Annotated in this window: 10 protein-coding genes; 7 read left to right on the top strand and 3 right to left on the bottom strand. The window is 63.4% G+C overall.

Annotated features, from left to right (window positions below; translation table 11 throughout):
• Positions 1-51 precede the first annotated feature (51 nt).
• The 4 genes from ACMDB8_RS19110 to ACMDB8_RS19095 all read left to right on the top strand — a co-directional run bounded on the left by ACMDB8_RS19110 (position 52) and on the right by ACMDB8_RS19095 (position 17,079).
• Positions 52-1,110 (top strand): TauD/TfdA family dioxygenase, encoded by a 1,059-nt coding sequence (locus ACMDB8_RS19110; protein WP_056722651.1) that lies wholly within the window; start codon positions 52-54, stop codon positions 1,108-1,110.
• Between the two features lie 11 nt (positions 1,111-1,121).
• On the top strand, positions 1,122-4,220 hold the full coding sequence (locus ACMDB8_RS19105; RefSeq protein WP_409079186.1) for a non-ribosomal peptide synthetase: 3,099 nt from the start codon (positions 1,122-1,124) through the stop codon (positions 4,218-4,220).
• Complete coding sequence (locus tag ACMDB8_RS19100) at positions 4,217-16,021, top strand: amino acid adenylation domain-containing protein (protein WP_409079185.1); 11,805 nt, start codon at positions 4,217-4,219, stop codon at positions 16,019-16,021. Before ACMDB8_RS19105 ends, ACMDB8_RS19100 begins: the two co-directional genes overlap by 4 nt.
• Positions 16,022-16,113: 92 nt before the next feature.
• Positions 16,114-17,079: an alpha/beta hydrolase gene (locus ACMDB8_RS19095; protein ID WP_409079184.1), complete on the top strand. Its 966-nt coding sequence runs from the start codon at positions 16,114-16,116 to the stop codon at positions 17,077-17,079.
• Between the two features lie 161 nt (positions 17,080-17,240).
• On the opposite strand, the gene ACMDB8_RS19090 is transcribed toward ACMDB8_RS19095, so the two are convergent.
• On the bottom strand, positions 17,241-17,522 hold the full coding sequence (locus ACMDB8_RS19090; RefSeq protein ID WP_056722643.1) for a DUF6124 family protein: 282 nt from the start codon (positions 17,520-17,522) through the stop codon (positions 17,241-17,243).
• 561 nt (positions 17,523-18,083) lie between these two features.
• Between ACMDB8_RS19090 and ACMDB8_RS19085 the strand changes: the two genes are divergently transcribed.
• The 3 genes from ACMDB8_RS19085 to ACMDB8_RS19075 all read left to right on the top strand — a co-directional run bounded on the left by ACMDB8_RS19085 (position 18,084) and on the right by ACMDB8_RS19075 (position 19,804).
• A complete protein-coding gene (locus ACMDB8_RS19085; protein ID WP_056722641.1) occupies positions 18,084-18,530 on the top strand; it encodes a GNAT family N-acetyltransferase in 447 nt (148 codons plus the stop codon).
• A 164-nt stretch (positions 18,531-18,694) separates the two neighbouring features.
• Positions 18,695-19,231: a glyoxalase superfamily protein gene (locus tag ACMDB8_RS19080; RefSeq protein WP_008049764.1), complete on the top strand. Its 537-nt coding sequence runs from the start codon at positions 18,695-18,697 to the stop codon at positions 19,229-19,231.
• A 66-nt stretch (positions 19,232-19,297) separates the two neighbouring features.
• Positions 19,298-19,804, top strand: a complete 507-nt coding sequence (locus tag ACMDB8_RS19075; RefSeq protein WP_056722639.1) for a PaaI family thioesterase — start codon at positions 19,298-19,300, stop codon at positions 19,802-19,804.
• A 101-nt stretch (positions 19,805-19,905) separates the two neighbouring features.
• On the opposite strand, the gene ACMDB8_RS19070 is transcribed toward ACMDB8_RS19075, so the two are convergent.
• Both ACMDB8_RS19070 and ACMDB8_RS19065 read right to left on the bottom strand, forming a co-directional pair.
• Complete coding sequence (locus ACMDB8_RS19070; protein WP_409079181.1) at positions 19,906-22,323, bottom strand: TonB-dependent siderophore receptor; 2,418 nt, start codon at positions 22,321-22,323, stop codon at positions 19,906-19,908.
• Positions 22,324-22,448: 125 nt separating this feature from the next.
• Positions 22,449-24,098: a cyclic peptide export ABC transporter gene (locus ACMDB8_RS19065; protein ID WP_409079180.1), complete on the bottom strand. Its 1,650-nt coding sequence runs from the start codon at positions 24,096-24,098 to the stop codon at positions 22,449-22,451.
• Positions 24,099-24,218 lie beyond the last annotated feature (120 nt).

Here is a 24,218-nt window from a genome sequence, read left to right as displayed (position 1 = left end):
TCAGTCGGCGGCGCCCTTGAGCGCCGCCGTCAACATTTTCTGGAGGGGTTTATGACCGTTTCAACGACCAAGTCCATGCCCAGGATGGGCCGTGGTGCCCGTAAAAGCCTGTCCACCGATCCGACGCGGCTGGTGAGTTTTGCGCCGCTGTTCGAAGGCCTGAGCATGCCGCTGGTGTGCCGTCCGGCCGTGTCCGGCGTGAGCCTGGTGGAATGGGCGACCCAGAATCGCGGGCTGATCGAAAGCAAGCTGCTGGAACACGCGGTGATCCTGTTCCGTGGCTTCCAGGTGGCCGATATCGGCGAGTTCAACCGCTGCGTCGACGGGATTTCCGGCGGCGCCCTGGAGTACCTGTTCCGCGCTTCGCCACGGACCCAGATCAGCGGCCAGTTCAAGATCTACAGCTCCACCGACTACCCGGCGCCGGAAAAAATCTTCCCGCACAACGAACACTCGTACTCGCCGGTGTTCCCGCGTCACCTGTATTTCTACTGCGACACGCCGTCGACCACCGGCGGTGAAACCCCCTTTGGCGATACCCGCCGGATCCTCGCGCGGATCGACCCGGCGGTGCGCGAAGAATTTGCCCGCAAACGCATCATGTACGTGCGCAACTACGGCGACGGCATGGGCCTGCCATGGCAAACCGTGTTCCAGAGCGAGGATCGCGGCGAAGTCGAGGCCTACTGCGCGAAAATCGGCATCCAGGCCGAGTGGAAACCGGGCAACCGCCTGCGCACCCGGCAGAACGGCCCGGCCATCGTGCGCCATCCACTGAGCGGCGAGCGCATCTGGTTCAACCACGGCACCTTCTTCAACGCACTGACACTGCCGGACAGCATCCGCGACAACCTGCTGCGTGAATTCGGCCCGCAGGACCTGCCGCAAAACACCTTCTTCGGCGACGGCTCGCCGATTCCCGACGATGTGATTCGCCACCTGCAAGGCATCTACCGCGAGGTGATGGTCGAGTTCGCCTGGGAGAAGGGCGACGTGGTCCTGCTCGACAACATCCTCAGCGTACATGCGCGCAACGAATTCACCGGCTACAGAAAAATCCTCACGGCCATGGCCATCGCGCAGAAAAGCGCCGACCTGGATCAGGAATAAGGACACCCGACATGAACACCACCGCCCTCGAACCTTCGGTAGACGTATTCCAGGCTTCGGCCCAGCAGGCCTTTTATTTGCGGGCCCAGGAGCTGGGCGCACGGCCGCTGTTCGCCACCTTGACGCTGCCGGTCGCCCGGCCAGTGGACGCCCAGGCGTTGCGCAGGGCGCTGGAAACCCTCGGCCAGCGCCATGAAATCCTGCGCACGCTGTACCGCCGCCTGCCGGGCATGAAGTGGCCGGTGCAAAGCCTGTGCGCTGGCTTGCCGCTCACAGTTCTGGGCAACCAGCCTTCGGTGGCCGAGGCCTTGAGTCGCAGCCGTGAAGTCATGGTTGAAGATTCGAAGCAGGCGCTGGTGGTGGCGCAGGTTGAAGACGGAGCAGGGCAGCCGTTCATCACCCTGCTGGCCCCGGCATGCAGTTTCGACGAGGCATCGCTGCGGGTGCTGGCGAGTGAACTTGGCAGCCTGTTGCGCGGTGAAACCCTGGGCGACGACGAGGACGCGCTGCAATACCTGGACTACAGCGCATGGCAGGAGGAACTGCGCGAGGAAGACATCGGTCACCAGGGCGCGGCGTTCTGGCGCAACCTGCAGCAGCAGGTCGCCGTGGCCCATCGCTTGCCGTTCGAAAAAGCCGTCGATGTCACGCTGGTTCGTCATCAGGCAACGTTGATTGACGGCCCATGGTTGGCTGGCGTGCAACGAGCCGCTGCCGAAACGGGCGTTGAGGCAGAGCAATTGGCACTGTTGCTGTGGACCGCCTTCGTTGCGCGCATCGGCCAACAGGAAAAACTGCTGATGGGCTGGCAGGTGGAGGGTCGCAACGAACAAACCATCGCCACCCTCGGGCGCTTCGCCCGGCGCTTGCCGGTGGCCTTCGAGCACCGCAGCCAGCAGACCCTGGCGCAAGCGCTGGTGGCGTTTGCCGCCAGCGTCGAACAGTCGCTGTCGTGGCTCGATTGCCTCAATGAATTCGAACTGAGCGTCGAAGGTTCCGCGCCGCTGCGTTACGGCTTCGTCTATCAGGCTGCCATTGAGAGCGCTATCGAGGTGGATGACGGTAACCCTGAAGTCCTGCGCCTGCGTGTGCAGGGCGATCAATTGCAGTTGTCGTGTCTTGACGGTGCGCTGCCCGAATCGATGCTGGTCGAATGGCTGGAGCAGTTTGTCGAGTTCAGCCACCAATTGCTGGCATCGCCCGAGCTGACCCTGGCTCAGGCAAGCCTGGTCAACGGCGCACAACTGAGCCGCCTGATCGAAGGCTTCAACCCGAACGCCACCGAACAGGCATTGCCGTGCCGCTTCCTGCAAGAACTGTTCAGCGAACAGGCGCGCCTGCATCCGCAGCGCATTGCGGTGAGCGTCAACGGTGAGCGCCTGAGCTATGCCGAGCTGGATACGCGCTCCAACCAGGTGGCCAATACCCTGCGCACCCAAGGCGTGGCGCCGGACCAGATCGTGGCGGTCTACGGCCAGCGCTCCCTGGAAATGGTCATCGCCCTGTTGGGCACGCTCAAGGCCGGCGCTGCGTACTTGCCGCTGGACCCGAACTACCCGATCGAGCGGCTGGCGTTCATGCTCGCCGACACCGGCGCGCGCCAGGTGCTGGCCTGCCAGCCATTGCCCGAAGCGTTGCGTAGCGAGCGGACAATCTCCCTGATGCCGGGGGCCGAAGTCTGGTCCGTTGCGTCAACCCGGCCTGAGCCACAGGGCGACAGCGCCAACCTGGCCTACGTCATCTACACCTCCGGTTCCACCGGCAAACCCAAGGGCGTGATGATCAGCCATGCCAACGCCGTGGCCTCGACCCTGGCGCGCAACGCTTTCTACCGCCAGCCGCTGCGGGCATTCCTGATGCTCTCGTCGTTCTCCTTCGACAGCTCGGTGGCCGGGGTTTTCTGGGCGCTGGGGCAGGGTGCGACCCTGTGCCTGCCGGACGAAGACAGCTACAAGGATCCGGCGCAATTGGCCGAGTTGATCCAGCGCGAAGAGATTTCCCACTACCTGACCCTGCCGTCCTACCACGCGCAAATTCTCGAGCACCTCGACCGTCAGGCGCTGGCCTGTGTGATCGTCGCCGGCGAAACCTGCGGCAACGCACTGGTGCAGCGACATCGCGAGGCATTGCCGGGGGTGGCGCTGGTCAACGAATACGGCCCGACCGAAGGCACTGTGTGGTGTTCGGCCTGGGAGCTGCCGCTTGACCAGGACGATGACAGCATCCCCATCGGCCAGCCGATTGCCGGCATGCGCATCCACGTGCTCGGCCCGGACCTGCAACCGGTGGCCGTGGGCGTCGAAGGCGAGTTGTATGTCGGCGGGGCCGGCATTGCCCGGGGTTATCTGCAACGGGCCACGCTGACGGCCGAGCGTTTTGTCCCCGACCTGTTCACGAAGGCGGCGGGCCAGCGCCTGTATCGCACCGGCGACCTGGTGCGCTATCGCGCCGATGGCGTGCTGGAGTATCTGGGCCGAGTCGATCACCAAGTGAAAATCCGCGGCTTCCGCATAGAACTGGGGGAAATCGAGTCGGCCATGCGCAACGCGCCGGGCATCGAAGACGCCGCCGTGATTGCCCGGGAAACCCCGACCGGCCCGCAACTGCTGGGCTTCGTGGTGTCCCCGGCCGACACCGCCGACATTCGCCTCAACGAATTGCGCAGCCATCTGGCCGAAGTGCTGCCCGGGCACCTGCAACCGGCGCGCTTGCAGGTGCTGGAGCGTTTCCCGCTGATGCCCAACGGCAAACTCAATCGCCAGGCCTTGCTCGATCTCGATGTGCGCCGCAGCGTCTTCGTCGCGCCGCGCAACGACCTCGAAATAACCCTGGCGGCGATCTGGGCCGAAGCGTTGCACGTCGAGCGCGTCGGCGTGCACGACAACTTCTTCGAGCTCGGCGGGCACTCGCTGCTGGCCACGCGCATTCGTGCGCGGATTCAAGAAGAGCTGAACCTGGCGATCCCGCTCAAGCTGTTTTTCGACGGTGACACCCTGGAACGACTGGCGACGCAGATCGAGCAGTTCCGTGAGCACAGTGAACATAAAGAAAACGATGTAGACGCCCTTGAAGCGTTGTTCGACGAAGTGGATGAGGAACACGCGCGATGAGTGCTGCACCGGACAGAATGATGACCCTGGCCCAGCGTTTCTGCGGCTTGAGCGCGGACGCCCGGCGTGCGTTGCAACAGAAGATGCACGCCCAGGGGCTGACCCTGGAACTGTTGCCGATCCCGCCACGGGACCGCGGCGTCGACATGTTGCCGGCGTCCTACGCGCAGCAGCGCTTGTGGTTCCTCTGGCAGATGCAGCCCCAGGCCACGGCCTACAACCTGACCGGTGCCTTCCGCCTGAGCGGCGAGCTCAACCCTGAGGCGCTGGCACAGACCCTGAGCGCGCTGGTACAGCGTCACGAAGTGCTGCGCACCACCTTCGTCTTCGATGATCAGCAAGTGCTGCAAAAGATTCACCCACGGATGGATGCGCCGCTGGTTGAAGTCAGCGCTGGCGACGAGGTCGAACTGCAACGGCAGATCGCCCTCAATGCCGAGCAGCCGTTCGACCTGCAGCACGGCCCGTTGATGCGCTGCCGCTTGATCCGCCTCGATGCGCAGCAACATGTGCTGGTGCTGACCTTCCACCACATCGTCACCGACGGCGGCTCGCTGCCGATCCTGTTGCAGGAGTTCACCCAACTTTATGTGCAACTGAGTGCCGGGCAGCCTGCACAGCTGCCGGAGTTGGGCATCCAGTACGCCGACTTCGCCCGCTGGCAGCGCCTGTGGCTGGAGGCCGGCGAGGCCGAGCGCCAGCTCGATTACTGGCGCGAACAGTTGGGCCGTGAACATCCGCCACTGAACCTGCCGACCGACCGTCGTCGCCCGGCGATCCCGAGCCAGCAGGGGGCCAGCGTCGAGCTGGACATCTCCACTGCGTTGACCGCTCGACTGCGGGACCTTGCCCGCCGCGAAGGCTGCACCCTGTTCATGCTGCTGATGGCGGCATTGCAGACGTTGCTGCATCGCTACAGCGGCGAACAGGACATCCGTGTCGGCGTGCCGATCGCCAACCGTACCCGCCAGGACGTGGAAAACCTGCTGGGCTTCTTCGTCAACACCCAGGTACTGCGCAGCCAGCCACGGGCCGACCAGCCGTTTGGGCAGTTGCTGGCGGAGATCAAGGCTGCGGCCCTCGGCGCCCAGGCCCATCAGGACCTGCCGTTCGAGCAATTGGTCGATGGCCTGGGGGTGGAGCGCAGCTTGAGCCATACGCCGCTGTTCCAGGTGATGTTCAACCACCAGCGCGACAGTGGTGGCCCGCAACGCTGGGTTCTACCGGGGCTGAGGGTCGAACCGCTGATCTGGGATGAAGAGACCACCAAGTTCGACCTGATGCTCGACACCGTCGAGGGCGACGAGGGTATCCACGCGTCGTTCGTCTACGCCACCGAACTGTTCGACGCCTCGACCATCGAGCGTCTCGGCCGGCACTGGCTGAACCTGTTGCAGGCGATTTGCACTGACAGCACGGTTGCCCTGGCGGACCTGCGAATGCTCGACGCCGCCGAGCAGCAGGCCACCTTGCTCGACTGGAATCGCAGTGCGGTGTTGAACGGCGATCAGGCGAACCTGTTGTGCGCCCATCAACTGATCGAAGCCCAGGCCGCCGCGCACCCGAACAACATCGCCGTGACCTGCGACGGCGTCACCCTCACATACGCCGAACTGAACCGCCGCGCCAACCGCATCGCCCATAGCCTGCGCGAGCGCGGCGTCGGCCCGGACGTGTTGGTGGGCATCGCCCTGGAGCGTTCGCTGGAGATGATCGTCAGCCTGCTGGCGATCCTCAAGGCCGGTGGCGCCTACGTGCCGCTGGACCCGGAGTACCCGCAGGATCGCCTGGCCTACCTGCTCGCCGACAGCGGCACGCGCCTGTTGCTGACCGATTCGGCGCTGATGCCGCGCCTGCCATTGAACGAAGACATTGAAGTGATCTGCCTCGATCACGCCAGCGACTGGCTGTCCGAGGCCAGTGCCGACAACCTGCCGAACCTGACTGCTCCAGAAAACCTGGCCTACGTCATCTACACCTCCGGTTCCACCGGCAAACCGAAGGGCACGCTGTTGCCCCACAGCAATCTGACGCGGCTGTTCAGCGCCACGGAACAATGGTTCGGTTTCAATGGGCAGGATGTGTGGAGCCTGTTCCACTCCTATGCGTTCGACTTTTCCGTGTGGGAAATATTTGGCGCGCTGTTCTACGGCGGCAAGCTGGTGGTGGTGCCCCATGCGGTCAGCCGCTCCCCGGAGGACTTCGCCCGCTTACTGCGTGACGAGCGCGTCACCGTGCTCAACCAGACGCCTTCGGCATTCCGCCAGTTGCTGCCGTTCGCCTGCGCCAATTCACAAGCCATGGCCCTGCGGTATGTGGTGTTCGGCGGCGAGGCGCTGGACGTGGCCAGCCTGCGTCCGTGGTACGACGCCTTCGACGACCGGCAGCCGTTGCTGATCAACATGTACGGCATCACCGAAACCACCGTGCACGTGACATATCGACCGCTGTCCCGCGACGACCTCGATGGCGCCAACAACTCGCCGCTGGGCGAGCCGATCGGCGATCTGCGCTGGTACGTGCTCGACCCGCGCCTGAACCCGGTGGCCAAGGGTTGCGTCGGAGAGTTGTACGTCGGCGGTGCCGGCCTTGCTCGCGGCTATCACCAGCGTGCCGACCTGACCGCCACGCGGTTTGTCCCGGACCTGTTCGCCGCCGAATCGGGCGCGCGTCTGTATCGCACCGGCGATCTGGCGCGGTACTGCGCCGATGGCAGCATCGAATACGCCGGGCGTATCGACCATCAAGTGAAGATCCGTGGCTTCCGCATCGAACTGGGGGAAATCCAGGATCGCCTGCAAAGCCATCCGGCCATCGAACAGGCGCTGGTGCTGGCGCCCGAGGTCAATGGCAGCCCGCAACTGGTGGCGTGGTTCACCACGATCGGCGACGACAGCGATTTGCGCCAGTCCCTGCGCGAACATTTGCAGGCCGGCTTGCCGGATTACATGGTGCCGGCGCACCTGATCAAACTCGATCAGTGGCCGCTGACCAGCAACGGCAAGCTTGATCGCAACGCGCTACCCAAGCCCGACGCCGCGCTGGCGCAACAGGCCTACACGGCACCGCTGGACGAGATGCAGGCTGCATTGGCAGCAATTTGGCAAGACGTGCTCAAACTCGAGCGGGTAGGCATCGACGACAACTTCTTCGAACTGGGCGGCGACTCGATCATCTCGATCCAGGTGGTCAGCCGCGCGCGTCAGGCCGGGATTCGCATCACCCCCCGGGACCTGTTCCAGCACCAGACCGTGCAGAGCCTGGCGACGGTCGCGGTACGCAGCGCCGGGTTGCTCATCGACCAGGGGCCGGTGCGTGGTGAGGTGTTGCTGACGCCGATCCAGCATTGGTTCTTCGAGCAGGACATCGAGGCCCGTCATCACTGGAACCAGTCGCTGCTGCTGGAACTGCGCGAGCCGCTGGACAGCGTCAGCCTGCAACAGGCTTTGGCCGCACTGGTAGAGCATCACGATGCATTGCGCCTGCGTTTGCGTAATGTCGACGGCACCTGGCAACAGGCCCAGGCCGAGCAGTGGAACAGCGCCGAGGTGCTATGGCAGCGCCAGGCAGCCGATGCCGATGAGTTGTTGGAACTGTGCAACGCCGCGCAAGCCAGCCTGAACCTGCAGGACGGCCCGCTGTTGCGCGCCTTGCTGGTGGACATGGGCGCGGCGGGGCAGCGCCTGTTGCTGGTGGTGCATCACCTGGCGGTGGACGGCGTGTCCTGGCGATTGCTGCTGGAAGATTTGCAAACCGCGTATCAACAAGCGCAGCAAGCTCAACCCGTGCGTCTGCCCACGAAAACCAGCGCCTATCAGGCCTGGGCCGCGCGCCTGCAATCCCATGCGCAAAGTGCCGGGTTGGCCAGCCAGGCCAGTTACTGGCAAGACCAGTTCCACGACGTGCAAGTTGAACTGCCCGCCGACAACCCCCAAGGCAGCCTGGCCAGCCAGCATGCCGTCAGCGTGGAAACCGTGCTCGACAGCACGTTGACCCGCCAACTGCTGCAGGACGCCCCGGCGGCTTACCGCACCCAGGTCAACGACCTGTTGCTGACGGCGCTGGCGCGGGTGCTGGGTCAATGGACCGGTCAAACTTCGACCCTGGTGAAGCTGGAAGGTCACGGTCGTGAAGACCTGTTCGACGACATCGACCTGACCCGCACCCTGGGCTGGTTTACCTCGATTTTTCCGGTGAAACTCACCCCGGCCACTGATCTGGCGGCCAGCATCAAAGCGGTCAAGGAACAACTGCGCGCCGTGCCCGACAAAGGCATCGGCTTCGGCATCCTGCGCTATCTGGCCGACGCCGGCCTTGAGGATCTGCCTTCGCCACAGGTTACCTTCAACTACATGGGCCAGTTCGACGCCAGCTTCGACCAACAGGCACCATGGCGCCCGGCCCGGGAAAGCGGTGGCGCCGAGCAGGGCGCATCGGCCGAACTGGACCGGGGCCTGAGCATCAACGGTCAGGTCTACGCCGGGCAACTGCGCCTGAGCTGGACCTTCAGCGGTGAAGTGTTCAAACCACAGACCGTGCAGCGTCTGGCCGATGCCTACGCCTTGGAACTGCAACAGCTGATCGAACATTGCCTGAGCGGTACCGGCGGGTTGACCCCGAGCGACGTGCCGCTGGTGCGTGTCGATCAGGCGCAGCTGGATGCCTTGCCGCTGGCGGCCAGCCAGATCGAAGACATCCTGCCGCTGTCGCCGATGCAGCAAGGCATGTTGTTCCACAGCCTGTTCGCCCCGGATGCCGGGGCCTACGTCCCGCAGATGCGCGTGGATGTGCAGGGCCTCGACGTCGAGGCGTTCGGCGATGCCTGGCAACAGACGCTGCAGCGCCATGAAGTGCTGCGCGCCGCGTTCTTCAGCGAAAGCAACGGCTCGCGGCCGCTGCAAGTGATCCTGGCCGACGCCACGCTGCCGCTGACTGTGCTCGATTGGCGCGATCAAACCACGGTGACCGAAGCGCTGGATCGCCTGGCCGAGGACGACCGTTTGCGCGGTTTCGACCTGACGGTGGCGCCGTTGCTGCGCCTGACGTTGGTGCAGACCGTCGATGACCGCCATCACCTGATCTTCACCAATCACCACATCCTGCTGGACGGCTGGAGCACTTCGCAGTTGTTCGGCGAAGTGCTGCAGCGGTATTCAGGAGTCATGCCCGCGCCAAGCGTCGGTCGTTACCGCGATTACATGACCTGGCTGGGCACTCGCGACCGCGCCGCGTGCGAAGCGTTCTGGCTGGAGCAATTGCAGTCGTTCACCGAGCCGACGCGACTGGCCGGCGCCTTGCCGGGGCCGGTTGCAGGGCAGGGCGATGCTCATCGCACCCTGCACCTGAGCCTGGACCGTGCGGCCACCGAGCGCCTGAGCGGGTTCGCCCGTCAGGCCCGCGTCACGCCCAACACCCTGCTGCAAGCGGCGTGGCTGTTGCTGTTGCAGCGCTACACCGGGCAGCAGACCGTGGCGTTCGGCGCCACGGTGTCGGGGCGTCCGAGCGAGTTGCAGGGGATCGAGCAGCAGATCGGTCTGTTCATCAACACCTTGCCGGTGATCGCCACGCCGCACCCCGAACGCACGGTCAGCCAATGGATCGATGAAGTTCAGGCGCTCAACCTCAGGTTGCGCGAGGTCGAATACACGCCGCTGGCGGATGTGCAGCGTTGGGCCGGGCACTCTGGCGAAGCGTTGTTCGACACGCTGCTGGTGTTCGAAAACTACCCGGTGGCGCAAGCGCTGGAAGAGGGTAACGCCAGCACGTTGAAGTTCTCCGGTATCAGTAACCACGACCAGACCAGCTTCCCCCTGACCATCGCCGCCGAGCTGGGTGAATGCCTGGATTTGCGTTTCAACTACGACACGGCACTGTTCAGCGCCGAAGCCATCGAAGGCTTGAGCGCACGTCTGCTGGCGTTGCTCGATGCCATGGTGAGTACGCCGCAGCAGCCCTTGGGGCGCCTGAGCCTGCTCGATGCCGCACAAACGGCGCAGCAGGTCGAAGGTTTCAACCGCACCGCGCAGGCCTGGCCGGATGTGCGCCCGGTCTACCAGTGCTTCGAAACCCTGGTACTGCAAACCCCCGAGGCCCCGGCCCTGGTGTTTGCCGGCCAGACCCTCAGCTATCGCGAACTCAACCAACAGGCCAACCGGCTGGCGCACTACCTGCGCAGCCAGGGCGTTGGCGCCGAAGTGTTGGTGGGCATTGCCGCCGAGCGTTCGCTGGAACTGGTGATCGGTCTGCTGGCGATCATGAAGGCCGGTGGCGCCTACGTGCCGCTGGACCCGGACTACCCGCGCGAACGCCTGGAACACATGTTCAACGACAGCGGCGTACACCTGCTGTTGACCCAGCGGCATCTGCTGCAGCAGTTGCCGATTCCGCCCGCCACCACGGCGATTTGTCTCGATGACATGGCCGGTTTGCTGGACGGCCTGAGCGACGAAAACCTGCCCTGCGTGGTCGAGCTGCAGTCGCTGGCCTACATGATCTACACCTCCGGCTCCACGGGCAAACCCAAGGGCGCGGCCAACCGTCACGATGCCTTGTACAACCGCCTGGCGTGGATGCAGGGCGCGTACCCATTGGACGGGCGCGACACCGTATTGCAGAAAACCCCGTTCAGTTTTGACGTATCGGTCTGGGAGTTCTTCTGGCCATTGATGACCGGTGCACGCCTGGCCATGGCCGAACCGGGTGCCCATCGCGATCCGGCGCAACTGGTCGACCTGATCGAGCAGTACCAGGTCAGCACCCTGCATTTCGTGCCATCGATGTTGCAGGCGTTTGTCCAGGGCGAAGGCTTCGAGCGTTGCGCCAGCCTGCGGCAGATCCTGTGCAGCGGCGAAGCCTTGTCGGCGGACTTGCAGCACAACCTGTTCCGCGTGCTGCCCAACGTCGGCCTGTACAACCTCTACGGCCCGACCGAAGCGGCCATCGACGTGACCCACTGGACCTGTGTCGATGACGGCGGCTTCAGCGTGCCGATCGGTTATCCGATCGCCAACCTGGTGACCTACATCCTCGACGACAGCCTGCAACCGCAAGTGCAGGGTTGCGTCGGTGAGCTGTACCTGGGCGGCGTCGGCCTGGCTCGTGGTTACCACAACCGTCCCGACCTGACCGCCGAGCGCTTTGTCGCCAGCCCGTTCGGTGATCAGGGCGAGCGCCTGTACCGCACCGGCGACCTGGCGCGTTACCGCGAGGACGGCGTGATCGAATACGTCGGGCGCATCGACCATCAAGTGAAGATCCGTGGCTTGCGCATTGAGCTGGGGGAAATCGAAGCCTGCCTGCTGGAGCATCCATCGGTGCGCGAAGCGGTGGTGATCGCCCTCGACGTCGGCAAATCCAAACAACTGGTGGCTTACGTCGTGGGTGATGCCGCTGTCGATCCACTCAAGCAACACCTGCGCAACGCGCTGCCCGAACACATGCAGCCGAGCCACGTGCTGCTGCTCGATCAGTTGCCGGTAACGCCCAACGGCAAGCTGGATCGCCGCGCATTGCCGCAGCCGGACCAGCAAGTGCGTGAATACATCGCGCCGCGCAATGCCGTGGAAACAACGCTGCAAACAGTGTGGCAGGCGTTGTTCGAAGTACCGCAGATCGGTATGCAGGACAACTTCTTCGAACTGGGCGGCGATTCCATCGTCTCGATCCAGGCCGTCAGCCGCGCACGCAAGGCCGGGTTGAGCATTTCCCCCAAGGACGTGTTCAGCCATCCGACCATCGCCGAACTGGCCACGGTCGCTCAACCGCTCACGGCGAATCAGGCCGTGCCGACGCAGGTTGCACCGGCAGCAAAAGTCGAACTGAGTGAAGCGCAATATCAGGCGCTGGAACTGACGGCGGACGAAGTCGAGGACGTCTATCCGCTGTCGCCGATGCAGCAGGGCATGCTGTTCCACTCGGTGCAGGACGGCGACTCGGGGCTGTACGTCAACCAGATCGAAGTGGGCGTGCGCGGGGTTGATGGCGCGCGCTTCCATGCAGCCTGGGCCGATGCCGCCCGGCGTCACGGGATTCTACGTACCGCATTCCTCTGGGAAGGCGACAAGGAACCGCTGCAAGTGGTGCGGCGTGACGCGCCGTCACTGCTCACCGAACTGGACTGGCGTGGGCTGGATGATCAGCCAGAACGTGTGCGCCAACTGGCGCTTGAGGAACGCGAACGCGGCTTCTCGCTGAACCGTGCGCCCTTGTTGCGCCTGTTGCTGGTGCGTCTGGAAGACGACCGCTATCGCCTGATCTGGACCTACCACCACATCCTCATGGATGGCTGGAGCGTGTCGCGCCTGATCGGTGAAGTGCTGCGTCATTACAGCGGTGAGGAGCACGAGCCGGTGGCGGCCTATCGCGACTACATCGACTGGCTCGGCCAGCAAGTCGCCGAGGCCAGCGAAGCGTTCTGGAAAGACAAACTCAGTAATCTCGAAGGCGCCACCCACCTGGCCCGCGCCTTGCCGGTCAAAGCGCCGCAAGCCGGTTACCACGCGATCTATACGCACCTGAGCGCCGGGCAGACCGCACGTTTGCAGGCCTTTGCCCAGCAACAGCAAGTGACCCTCAACACCTTGGTGCAAGCCGCGTGGCTGCTGCTGTTGCAGCGCTACACCGGCCAGCGCACGGTGACCTTCGGCGCCACCGTGTCCGGCCGACCGGAAACCCTCAACGGCTCGGAGAACATGCTCGGACTGTTCATCAACACCTTGCCGGTGGTCAACACGGTGCCGACCGAAACCAGCGTCGGCGACTGGCTGCGCGAACTCCAGGCCTACAACCTCGACATCCGCGACTTCCAGCAAACCCCGCTCAGCGATATCCAGCGCTGGGCCGGGCAGGGTGGGCAGTCGTTGTTCGACAGCATCATCGTGTTCGAAAACCAGCCGGTGGACCGCACCCTGCGCGAGTGGAACGGCGATGCCCTGCGCTTCGACGACGTCTCCGATTTCGGCCTGACCAGCTTCGCCATGGACCTGATGGTCAGCCTCGACGAAGGGCTGCGCATCGAGTACATGCACCAGCGCGATCAGTTCGACCTGGCCACCGTCGAAGTCCTGCGCAGCCACATGGAAAGCCTGATGCAGCGCCTGTGCGACGACGCCGGGCGCGCGGTCGGTGAACTGGGCCTGCTGACCCTGGACGAAGGCCGGGCGCTGGACGGCGAACTGCCGGTGGTGGCCGAGGGGGACGAGACGCCGGTGCACGAACTGATCCGCCAGCGTGCGCGACTGCAACCGGAGCACACGGCGCTGGTGCTCAGTTATGCCGAGCGCGACGCCGAGCACTTGAGCTACGCCGAACTGGACCGTCGCTCCGATGCCCTGGCGGTGCATCTGCTGGAACAGGGCGTGCAGGCCGAAGACATGATCGGCGTGTTCATGGAGCGCTCGCTGGAGTTGGTGGTGTCGTTGCTGGCGGTGATGAAGTGCGGCGCCGCTTACGTGCCGCTTGACCCGCAATACCCGCAGGAACGCCTGCGCTACATGATGGCCGACAGCGACATGCGCCTGCTGCTGACCCAGGAGCGGCTGCGTGATAGCGCGCAACTCAATCCGGGCACGGCAATGGTCGCCGTGGATCGCCTGAACCTCGACGTCGAGGTGCCGGCACCGCAACGCGCGGTGCATGCCGAGCAACTGGCCTACCTGATCTACACCTCGGGCTCCACCGGCAAGCCGAAAAGTGTCGCTGTGGCCCACGGGCCGCTGAGCATGCACGTGCAAGCCATCGCCGAGCTGTACGAGATGGACCCGGACAATCGCGAACTGCATTTCATGTCGTTCGCCTTCGACGGTGCCCATGAACGCTGGATCACCGCGCTGATCAGCGGCTCGACCCTGGTGATCCGCGACAACACCTTGTGGACCGCCGAACAGACCCTGGCGGTGCTGCACCGCCAACGCATCAGCGTCGCCTGCTTCCCGCCGGCGTACCTGCTGCAACTGGCCGAACATGCCGAATTGCAGGGTGGCGATCCACCGCCGGTGCGCATCTATTGCTTCGGTGGCGATGCGGTGCCGGACGCCACATTTGAACGGGTCAAGCACACACTCAGGCCGCAATTCCTGGTCAACGGCTACGGCCCGACGGAGACCGTGGTCACGCCGCTGCTGTGGAAAATCGCCGCCGACGGCCACTGCCAGGCGATGTATGCGCCGATTGGCCAACGCGTCGGCGCCCGCAGCCTGCACGTGCTGGACATGGACCTCAACCCGCTGCCGGTGGGCATGGTCGGCGAGTTGTACATCGGCGGACGGGGCGTCGCGCGCGGCTACCATCGTCACCCGTGGCAGTCTGCCGAGCGCTTCGTCGCCGACCCGTTCAGCACCGAGGGCGGGCGCCTGTACCGCACCGGCGACCTGGTGCGCCGTCGCGAGGATGGCGTGTTCGATTACGTCGGCCGTATCGACCATCAGGTCAAGGTGCGCGGCTTCCGCATCGAACTGGGCGAAATCGAAGCGAGACTGCGCGAGCAGGCCGGGGTCAACGATGCGCTGGTGGTGCTGCGGGACAACGGCCAGGGGCCGCAACTGGTGGGTTATGTGGTAGCGGCGCAAGACGATGGCCTCGGCCCGCGTTGCCAGGCGGCATTGCGCGAAAGCCTGCCCGACTACATGGTGCCGACGCAGGTCGTGGTGCTGCCGCGCTTCCCGCTGACCCCCAACGGCAAGCTCGACCGCAAGGCCTTGCCGGACCCGGCCTTCAGCGGTCGCGACTACGTGGCGCCACGCACACCGCTGGAATGGGCGCTGGCGGACATCTGGCAGCAGGTGCTGGGCATCGAGAAGGTCGGCATCACCGACAACTTCTTCGAACTGGGCGGCGATTCGCTGCGCACCCTCAAGGTGATCTCGAAAGTCCGCGCCCTGAATGAGCCGGGCTTCCAGCTGAAACTGCGGGACATGATGGCCAAGCCGACGATTGCCGGGTTGTCCGGTGTCGATGAACAGCCGCTGCGACAGCGTCCGCAACCGCTGTTGCTGCTCAACCGGGTGGTAGGCGATCAGCCGCCGCTGTTCTGTCTGCACGCCGGTTTCGGCACCGTGTTCGACTACGAGCCACTGGCCCGGCGCCTGGAGGGCGAGCGCACGGTGTACGGCGTGCAATGCCGGATGCTGCTGGACCGGCAGTGGCACGACACCTCGCTTGCGCAGATGGCCGCCGACTACGTCGAGGCGATCCGCGCCCGGCAACCCCAGGGCCCGTACCACGTGCTGGGCTGGTCGCTGGGCGGGGCGCTGGCGTTGATGGTGAGCGACCTGTTCGAACAACAGGACCAGCGTGTGGCGTTCATCGGTCTGGTGGACAGCTTTGTGCCGACCCAGGCCAATGCCGTCGCCAGCCCGGATGAGTGGCGCACGGATCTGGCCGAGTTCCTCGGTGCAACCTTGGGCATGGATGGCGAGGTGATCGCCCGGGCACTGAGTGTCGAGAGAGCGGGGGACCACGACGCCGTGGCGCGGATCATTCGCGCGGTGATCGACAGCGAAAGCGATCAGGCCAGCGGTTATGCGCTGCTTGGCGCCGACGAGTTGGCCCAGACGTTCATGGTCAGCACGCGCTTGAAGGCGCTGTCGCGGCAGGTCGAAACCCTGCCGATTACGCAGGCCGAACTGCATTGCTGGTGGGCCGATGGCAATCCGACGGCCGAACGCGCGACCCTGGAACGTCAGCAACCACGGCTGCGCAAGGTGCAAAGGGTAACGGCCGGTCACTTTGATATCCTGCAGCAGGATGAGTGCCTGGACACCGTGGTGGCGGCGCTGAGTCGGGAGGTGGTACCGCAGTTCTAGGGCTTGCCCGCGACAAAAACAGGCTCGCCCTAATGAACGGTCCTCACGGTTCGTTTATTGGGCGAGCTTTTTATTTTTGGAGACTACCGCCCATGGCACTGCACCCGGACATCGAGGGATTTCTAGAGCTGGCCGAGTTCGGCCGCCTCAGCGGCAAAAGCCAACCCATGCATGAGCTGAGCCCCGGAGAAGCGCGGCAGCAGTTCGAACAGACTTCGCAATTGCTCGATGCGGCCCCGACGGGCACGTTGACGGTGACGGCGGTCAGCATAGCGGCGCGGGACGGGCATTTGCTCAACGCGCGGCTGTACGCCAAACCACAACCGGGCAGTGAGTCGCGCCCGGTGTTGTTGTACTTCCATGGCGGCGGCTACGTGGTGGGCAGCCTCGATTCCCACGACACCCTGTGCCGGCGCCTGGCGCTGGCGGGGGAGTTTGTCGTGTTGTCGGCGGACTATCGCCTGGCGCCGGAACACCGTTTTCCCACCGCTTACAACGATGCCGAAGACATCACCCGTTGGCTGGCCATCACCGGAGCCAAGGCGTTGGGGCTGGACGCGAGGCGCATTGCGCTGGCGGGGGACAGCGTCGGCGGCAGCCTGGTGGCGTCGCTGTGTATCGCCATTGCCCGGGACCCATTGGGCTGGCCGCTGGTGCCGCGCCTGCAAGTGTTGCTGTACCCGGTGATCGACGCGGTAAAAAAGCGCCCGTCTCTTACGCGGTTCGCCGAAGGCTATCTGCTGGAAGCCACCACGCTGGAATGGTTTTACCAGCAGTACCAACGCAGCGAGGCCGACCGCGCCGACTGGCGTTTTTCACCGCTGTACGCCGAGCGTTTGCAAAGGCTGACGCCGACGGTGCTGTGGCTGGCCGAGTACGACCCGTTGCTCGACGAAGGCCTGGCCTGGGCCGAGAAACTGCGTGCCGCGGGGCAACCCTTGGTGCTGGAGGTAAAGGCCGGCATGACCCACGACTTTGCGCGCATGGGCGAGATGGTCCAGGAAGTGCCGGGGATGCTGGCGCAACTGGCGGCGCAGATCAGCGAGAGCCTGGCCTGATTCACTGTGAGGGGAGTACGGATGCCGATCAGTTAAATGCAATCCCTGTGGGAGCGAGCTTGCTCGCGATAGCGGTGTATCTAACACATCAATGTTGAATTTGCCGCCGCCATCGCGAGCAAGCTCGCTCCCACAGGCCATCGGTGATCTGGAAATTGTGGTCAGGGCGGATCAAGCCGATCCAGCGCCCGATTCACCGCCAGTTCCCCCAGCATGATCACCTGCGCAATCCCCAACAGCGCATTGCGACTCGTCCCCTCCAGATGATCCACCAGATCGTTGGCCATGACATTGGCCGACGCCAGCGATTCACAGGCATGCACCAGCAGGGTTTCGGTACTGAGTTCGGGGTTGACGATGAACATGGTGCTGGGTGTGCGCGGGGTGGCCATGATGTTGGCACCCGGCTCGGAGTCCGGCGGATTCGGAGTAACTTTGAACATGATTTGGGTCCTGTAAGTATGAGCTACCACCGCTTCTCTACTAATAAGAAGGGTGGTAGCTGTGCGCAGGTTAGTAGACCGGGGACCCAAGGAGCCGGCGCGCCCGAGGGCGCCCTGCACACAGCCACCATAAAGTGCAGGGATGGGATACCTGACTGTTTGATGGGCTATGCGCCTTGAGTAACCACGGGCTACTAAACCCGATCACTGACAATCAGTGACGGGCTCAAGTTACCGACGACCCACAAGGCGCACAAGCCGGCGGATTCTGGCGTACCTGTAGGCAACGACGCAAGGCGTTGTGGCTTTCACGAAGTAACCTGTAGGCCGCTTAAACAGGCGCTATCGAGTGGTTTTTAACCTGCTGTCATGTCTTGTCAGAGAGCGTTGGAATCCTCGGAGTCGGCAGGAAGAATCCTACGAGAGTTTGCGGTTGGCCGTCGGAAGTACAGCCCTTACGATCTGACGCGACGCAATGGTCGGCTAACCCACATTCATCATTGCCAATGACGGCAGCGGCTCTGGAGGTCATTATGCGAGCCCTCATCGAGTCAAAACGCAATGTCAATGGACGAATGGGTGATATGTAAAATCTCTGGGCTCGCACCGCAAATCCGCGAGCTGGAAGCGCAGGCCGTTGCAGAAGGCTTCAGGTTCCTCACCCGATTGATTGCGGAATGGGAAAGCGGCGCCAATCGATTCGATGAGCAGGGTGAGTGCCTGTTGGGGGTGTTTTACAACGGGCGGCTGATAGCCGTTGGAGGTCTTTCATCCGATCCATTTTCCGAACCCGGCGTAGGGAGATTACGGCGGGTGTACGTCGCCCGTGCATCAAGGGGCCAGAACGTGGGTAAAGCGCTGGTGCAGCAGCTTCTGGATTTGGCGTCCGGGCATTTTCGCAGTGTGCGACTGTCCACGGACACCCCCGAGGGCGCTGCCTTTTACCTGCGCTGCGGGTTCCAGCCGATCCAGGATGATTATGCGACACATGTGAAGCCCACTTCATAACTCGGCAGTGGCTATGTATGATCGGCCTCGGCCCGATGCTGCCCGCCGCTCGCTCCCGTTGGGAAAGGTGAAAGCATCTCCTTCTTGTACGAACCCTGTCGCCTCTCTTGACGGTCGAGGTTTGGCAATGCGAGCACCAAGGCATCTCGGCTACAGGAGCAGTCATGTTTTCAATCGAGCAAGCCAAGCAAATGGCCAAACAGTTGCGCGCCTCGCTGGAGGAGCGCAATCAGGCGGTGACCCATTCCACCGCGCTGGAACTGGTCGCGCAACAACTGGGCTACAAGGACTGGAACACCGCGTCGGCGATGCTTTCCCAGGCAAGTACGCCGTCCACGCCTGCTGTGACTTTCGACAAACCCATTCCAATTCTGCGCAGTTTCGACGAAGCCAAGGCGCGCGAGTTCTATCTGGATTTCCTCGGGTTCAGCGTCGAGTTCGAGCATCGTTTCGAGGCTGATCTGCCGCTGTACCTGGGCATCAGTCGCGACGGCCTGCAACTGCACCTTTCCGAGCATCACGGTGATGCCAGCCCGGGCTCGACGGTGTTCGTGCCCATGCAAAACATCGAACTGCTCAGGGACGAATTGCAGGGCAAGCGCTACGGGTATGGACGCCCTGATATTGTCCAGCAGGGCTGGGGCAAAGAGCTGCAAGTCTACGATCCGTTCGGCAACCGGATTCGCTTCTGCCAATATTGATCAGGCGCTGCGGGCCGGGGTGACCCGGTCCGCTTTCAACCACCCGGTATTAAGGATGGACACGGTATGACCACGCAGGACACTTCGCTTCAAGACCTCGCCGCGCCTGAAGGCGTTTGTTATGGCTGCGGCAGCCAGAACCCGCACGGGCTGCACATCAAGAGCTTCTGGCATGAAGACGGGGTGCATGTCATGGCGCAGCATATGCCGGATGAAAAGTACTGCGGTTGGCCGGGGCTGGTTTACGGCGGTTTGATCGCGATGCTGGTCGATTGCCACTCCAACTGGGCGGCGATGGCTTATCACTACCGGGCAGAGCAACGCGAGGTGGGCAGCTTGCCCCACATCACTTGCGTCACCGGTAACCTGGGCATCAAGTACATAAAGCCCACCCCGATGGGTGTCCCCCTGACACTGCGTGCCAGAGTCGAGGGGGAGGTCGGGCGCAAAAGCCGGGTCATCTGCGAGATCTTCGCCGGGGATGTCCTGACCGCTGTCGGGGACTCCACGTTTGTCCGCGTCGATACCGAGCAACTCAGGACCGCCGCGCACGAGCGCAAGGTCGACTCCTGAAGCCGGCGCAACAAACACGCATTACCTTTGCGGTTCGTCAGCGAATCAGCACCGGGCCGCAAGCGGCCCGGGTGGGGTGTGGCTGTTGAGGCTGCCGGCAATCAATACTGCGCGCGCAAGCTCAGGGTCAGGGTGCGCGGGTCGCCGTAGAAGTTGGTGCCCCAGGAGGCGTCGACGCGGTCGTAGTACTTGCGGTCGAACAGGTTGTTGGCGGTCAGTGTCGACGACAGGTGTTCGTTGAACTTGTAGCCGACCTGGGCCGAGGTCACGGCATAGCCGCCTTGTTTGAACTTCACGTCACGCTGGTAGTAGGTGTCGCTGACCACACGCACGCCACCGGCGACGCTGAAGTCCTTGAGCGCACCGTCGGTGAACTCGTACTTGGTCCACAGGTTGTAGTTGTGCTTGGGTGTGATGGTGCTGAAGGTCTTGCCTTTGTTGGCCTGATCGCCGTCCAGGAACTTGGTGGAGGTGAAGGCGTAACCGGTGACGATGCTCCAGTTGTCGGTCAGGTTGCCGCTCAACTCGGTTTCCCAGCCCTGGCTGCGGGCCTTGCCTTCGGTCATGTAGGCACCGGAGTTGTTGTCGTATTCGGCGCGGTTTTCATCGTAGATGCGAAAGGCGGCGATGCTGGCGTTCAGGCGACCGTCGTAGAACTCGCGCTTGAGGCCGATTTCGTACTGCTTGCCTTCGCGCGGGCCGACCGGCTCGCCGTTTGTGCCGATTTCGCTCTGCGGTTTGAACACGCCGGTGTAGCTGAAGTAGGTCGACAGTTCAGGGGTGATCTTGCCGATGATGGCGCCGTACGGCACGACCTTGCGGTTGATGCTGGTGTGGGCTTCGCCGAAGTTGTTGAAGAAGGCGTTGGCGTTCTTCGCATCGCTTTCGTACCAGGTGACGCGGCTGCCGCCGATGACATCGAGCCAGTCGGTGACGTTGATCTTGGCGCGGGTGTAGACGCCGTACTGATCGGACTTGGACCAGTTGCCGTTGACGTGGGCATAGTCGTTGCGGGGAATGTCGATGCTGTCCGGATTGAACACGTTGATCGGGAAGTACTCGCCGCCGCCGTAGGTGAAGTCCTTGTCCAGGTGCTGGTATTCGGCGCCCACGGTGAACTCGTGGCGGCGATCGGCGAACTCGAACGGCGTGGTGACGAAGCTGTCGACGCCGACGGTCTTGATGTGGGTGTAGTAGTCGTAGGCGACGGCCCAGCTGTCACCGGTGGCCGGGTCGACCGCGCCGTCGGCCCAGGTGAAGTTACGCTCCGGGGTTTCGGCGTCGCGGTAGGTCAGGGTGGTCTTGAACTGACCGCCGTTGTCCAGTTCGTGGTCGAGTTCGGCGAAGGATTCCCAGACTTTTTCGTTGAGGGTGTTCCACTTGGCGTCGACGAAGGTCGAGCGCGGTACGTCGAGCAATGAGCCGTCGGCGTAGGCCGGCAGGCCGAAGGCCGGGGTAGAGTTGTTCTTCTGGTAAGCGCCACCGACCGACAGGGTGGTGGCCGGGTCGAGGTCGAATTCCAGGCGACCGTAGACCATCGGGCGTTCGTTCTGCGCGTAGTCGACGAAGGACTGGTTGTTCTCGTAGGCGGTGATGAAACGACCGCGCACGGTGCCCTGTTCGTTCAACGGGCCGGTGACGTCCACCGAAGAACGGTAGCGATCGTAGGAGCCGGCGGCCAGTTCGCCACCGAGGGCGAATTTGCTCAGGGCGCGCTTGCGCACCACGTTGATCGTACCGCCGGGTTCGCCCGCGCCCTGGTACAGGCCCGACGGGCCGCGCAGCACTTCGATGCGGTCGTACATCGCCAGGTCGAAGCTGGTGGCCATGTCGCCCTGGCCGGTGGGCTGCGAGACGCCGTCGACCTGCACCTGGTCGACGAGGAAGCCCCGCATATAGACGTCGTTGAGGCTGGAGCCGGAGTTGTAGGTCTTGATGGTCACGCCGGTGACCTGGCGCATGGCGTCCTGCAGGCTGTTGAGGTTCTGGTCGTCCATGCGCTGGCGCGTGACGACGGACACCGACTGCGGGATGTCCTTGAGCTTGATGTTGCCTTTGCCGATGGTCACTTCATCGCTGGTGTAGGAGTGCGAGCCTTCGGTGGTCGGCCCCAGTGCCACGCCGGTGATGGACGTCGCGCCCAGTTGCAGTGCACTGGAGTCACCGGCCGATGGCACCAGCGATACGGTGTTGCCATTCAACTGAAAATTGATGCCGCTCCCCAGCAGCAAGGTTTTCAGTGCCTGTTCCGGTTCCATGTTGCCGGACACCGCCGTGGACTTGATGCCGTTGACCATGTCCTGGCTGTAGAGAATCTGCAGGTTGGTCTGCTGGCCCAGTTGGCGCAATGCGCTGGCCAGCGACTGGGCCGGTACATTGACGTTCACCGGGGCTGCCTCGACCTGGGACGTACCCAGCAGCAACAGGGTCAGCAGCGCGCCCGGCACGACCGTTCGGAATTTCTTTTGCCGTTCGATGGCTAACGCCAAGGGTGCGCGGGACAGAGTAAGGCTTTGCATTGCTCGAATCGCTCCAGAAGGGTGTGTGCAGTTTTTTAGTTAATGATAATTATTATTAGACGGACCACGTTGCCTAAACCGGAAAACAAACTCTAAAAACAATGATTTGCGTGGGGCAACGGCACTCAGGCGGTCGCGCGCTCGGTGACGACCCGCCCCGATTCCATGCGCACCAGTTGATCGGCCATGTCGAAATAGCGGTCGTCGTGGGAGATCACGATGATGGTCTTGCCCAGGCGTTTGAGGTCCGGCAGCAGCTCGGTGTAGAAGATGCGGCGGAAGGTCGGGTCCTGGTCGGCGGCCCATTCGTCGAACACCAGCACCGGGCGTTCTTCCAGCCAGGCATTGACCAGCGCCAGGCGCTTGCGCTGGCCGGTGGACAGGTCGGTGGTGGTGAAGCTGCCGTCCCTGACGCTGACCTTGTGCGCGATCTCCAGCCGTTGCAGGTATTGGTTGGCATCTTCGGGGATGTGCTGGTCGCCCTGGACCACGTCATCGAACAGGTAGTAATCGGCAAAGATCGTGGTGAACAATTGGCGGTAGTCGTCGCGATTGTGCGCGTCGATGCCTTGGCCGTTGAGCAGGATCGAACCCTGTTGCGGCGCGTAGAGGCCCAGCAGCAACTTGATCAGGGTGGTCTTGCCGCAGCCGTTTTCACCGACGATGAAAATGATCTCGCCTTGCTCGATGGTCAGGTTCACCGGGCCCAGGCGAAACGCGTCACTGCCCGGTGCGGCGGGGAAGGCGTAGCTGACGTGGTCCAGTTGCAGGCGGTTGACCACGGTCGGCGGGGTGCCTTTGTCGTTGAGCAGCAGGTGCGGTTCGGGGGAGGAAAACTGGCTCGACAGTTCGGCAATGCGGCGAAAGGCAATGCGTGCCCGGCTGACGATCGGCAAGGTGCTGACCAGATGCTCGATCGGGCCTTTCATGTACAGCAGCACCAGCACGAAGCCGCTCATCACTGCCTTGTCGGCGCTGGGCCAGAACGATTGCAGGGCCAGTGCCAGGCCGATCACCACGAAGAACAGCATCGAGCCCAGGGTCTTGGCGATCACGAAGGTGTTGATCGAACGCACCTGGGTGTTACAGATGAAATCGGCGGTGCCCTGGATGCCCTTGACGAACATGCGCTGACGGCGCGGGCGGTGGATGCGCAACTCCTTGGCGCCGCCGGCAATGGCGTTGTAGTGCTTTTGCAGATCGTCCTCGGCGTCGCGGGCGGCCATGAAACCCTGGATGCCCTTGCCCTGGGCGAAGAACTGGATGCCGGTGCCGATGGCAATCGCCAGCACCATCATCAGGAACATCGGCCACGACAGCATCGCCAGGTAACCCATGCAGCCAAGGGTCACGGTCAGGGAAATCGCCAGCGGCGCGAAGGCGAAGGCGAAATCGCTGATGGTGTCGACGTCGTGGGTCAGCACCGGGATCAAGCGGTGGCTGCGGTAGCGCTCGATCTGCTCGATGGGCGCTGAAAGCACCTTTTCCCCAAGCTCTTTGCGCAGCCGGGCAATGATGTGCTGGCCGACGTAGTTGGTGCCGATGTCCGAACAGATCGAGCTGCCCAGGGCCAGCAGGCACAGGCCGCCGAACAGCGCGACCACGCCTTGGGTCAGGCCTTCGGTCGAATGCAGCGCGTTGTTGATGGTGGCCAGCAACACCGTCACGCTCAGGCCACCCACCATGCCCAGGAGGATCGACAGACTGACGACGAGCCGGAACGGTTTGAGGAGGGTGAACAATTCATGAATTGCACCGCGCGTTGGCTGGGTCATGAGCAGAGGGTTCCTTGGGTCTTGAGGCAGATACCCAGTAGAACGTCTGATGGAGGGCTTAATTTAAAGGGTGGGCGATGCAAAACCTGTGGGAGCGAGCTTGCTCGCGAAAGCGGTGGA

Source organism: Pseudomonas monachiensis, assembly GCF_047345015.1.
GTDB classification, from domain to species: domain Bacteria; phylum Pseudomonadota; class Gammaproteobacteria; order Pseudomonadales; family Pseudomonadaceae; genus Aquipseudomonas; species Aquipseudomonas monachiensis.
The sequence above is the reverse complement of the archived record's forward strand: the minus strand, read 5'-3'. Positions and strand labels throughout refer to the sequence as shown.

What these genes read in the sequence shown, in the direction of transcription:
- ACMDB8_RS19110 (WP_056722651.1), top strand. Translation starts at nt 52, where the DNA reads ATGACCGTTTCAACGACCAAGTCCATGCCCAGGATGGGCCGTGGTGCC.
- ACMDB8_RS19105 (WP_409079186.1), top strand. Translation starts at nt 1,122, where the DNA reads ATGAACACCACCGCCCTCGAACCTTCGGTAGACGTATTCCAGGCTTCG.
- ACMDB8_RS19100 (WP_409079185.1), top strand. Translation starts at nt 4,217, where the DNA reads ATGAGTGCTGCACCGGACAGAATGATGACCCTGGCCCAGCGTTTCTGC.
- ACMDB8_RS19095 (WP_409079184.1), top strand. Translation starts at nt 16,114, where the DNA reads ATGGCACTGCACCCGGACATCGAGGGATTTCTAGAGCTGGCCGAGTTC.
- ACMDB8_RS19090 (WP_056722643.1), bottom strand. Translation starts at nt 17,522, where the DNA reads ATGTTCAAAGTTACTCCGAATCCGCCGGACTCCGAGCCGGGTGCCAAC.
- ACMDB8_RS19085 (WP_056722641.1), top strand. Translation starts at nt 18,084, where the DNA reads ATGTCAATGGACGAATGGGTGATATGTAAAATCTCTGGGCTCGCACCG.
- ACMDB8_RS19080 (WP_008049764.1), top strand. Translation starts at nt 18,695, where the DNA reads ATGTTTTCAATCGAGCAAGCCAAGCAAATGGCCAAACAGTTGCGCGCC.
- ACMDB8_RS19075 (WP_056722639.1), top strand. Translation starts at nt 19,298, where the DNA reads ATGACCACGCAGGACACTTCGCTTCAAGACCTCGCCGCGCCTGAAGGC.
- ACMDB8_RS19070 (WP_409079181.1), bottom strand. Translation starts at nt 22,323, where the DNA reads ATGCAAAGCCTTACTCTGTCCCGCGCACCCTTGGCGTTAGCCATCGAA.
- ACMDB8_RS19065 (WP_409079180.1), bottom strand. Translation starts at nt 24,098, where the DNA reads ATGACCCAGCCAACGCGCGGTGCAATTCATGAATTGTTCACCCTCCTC.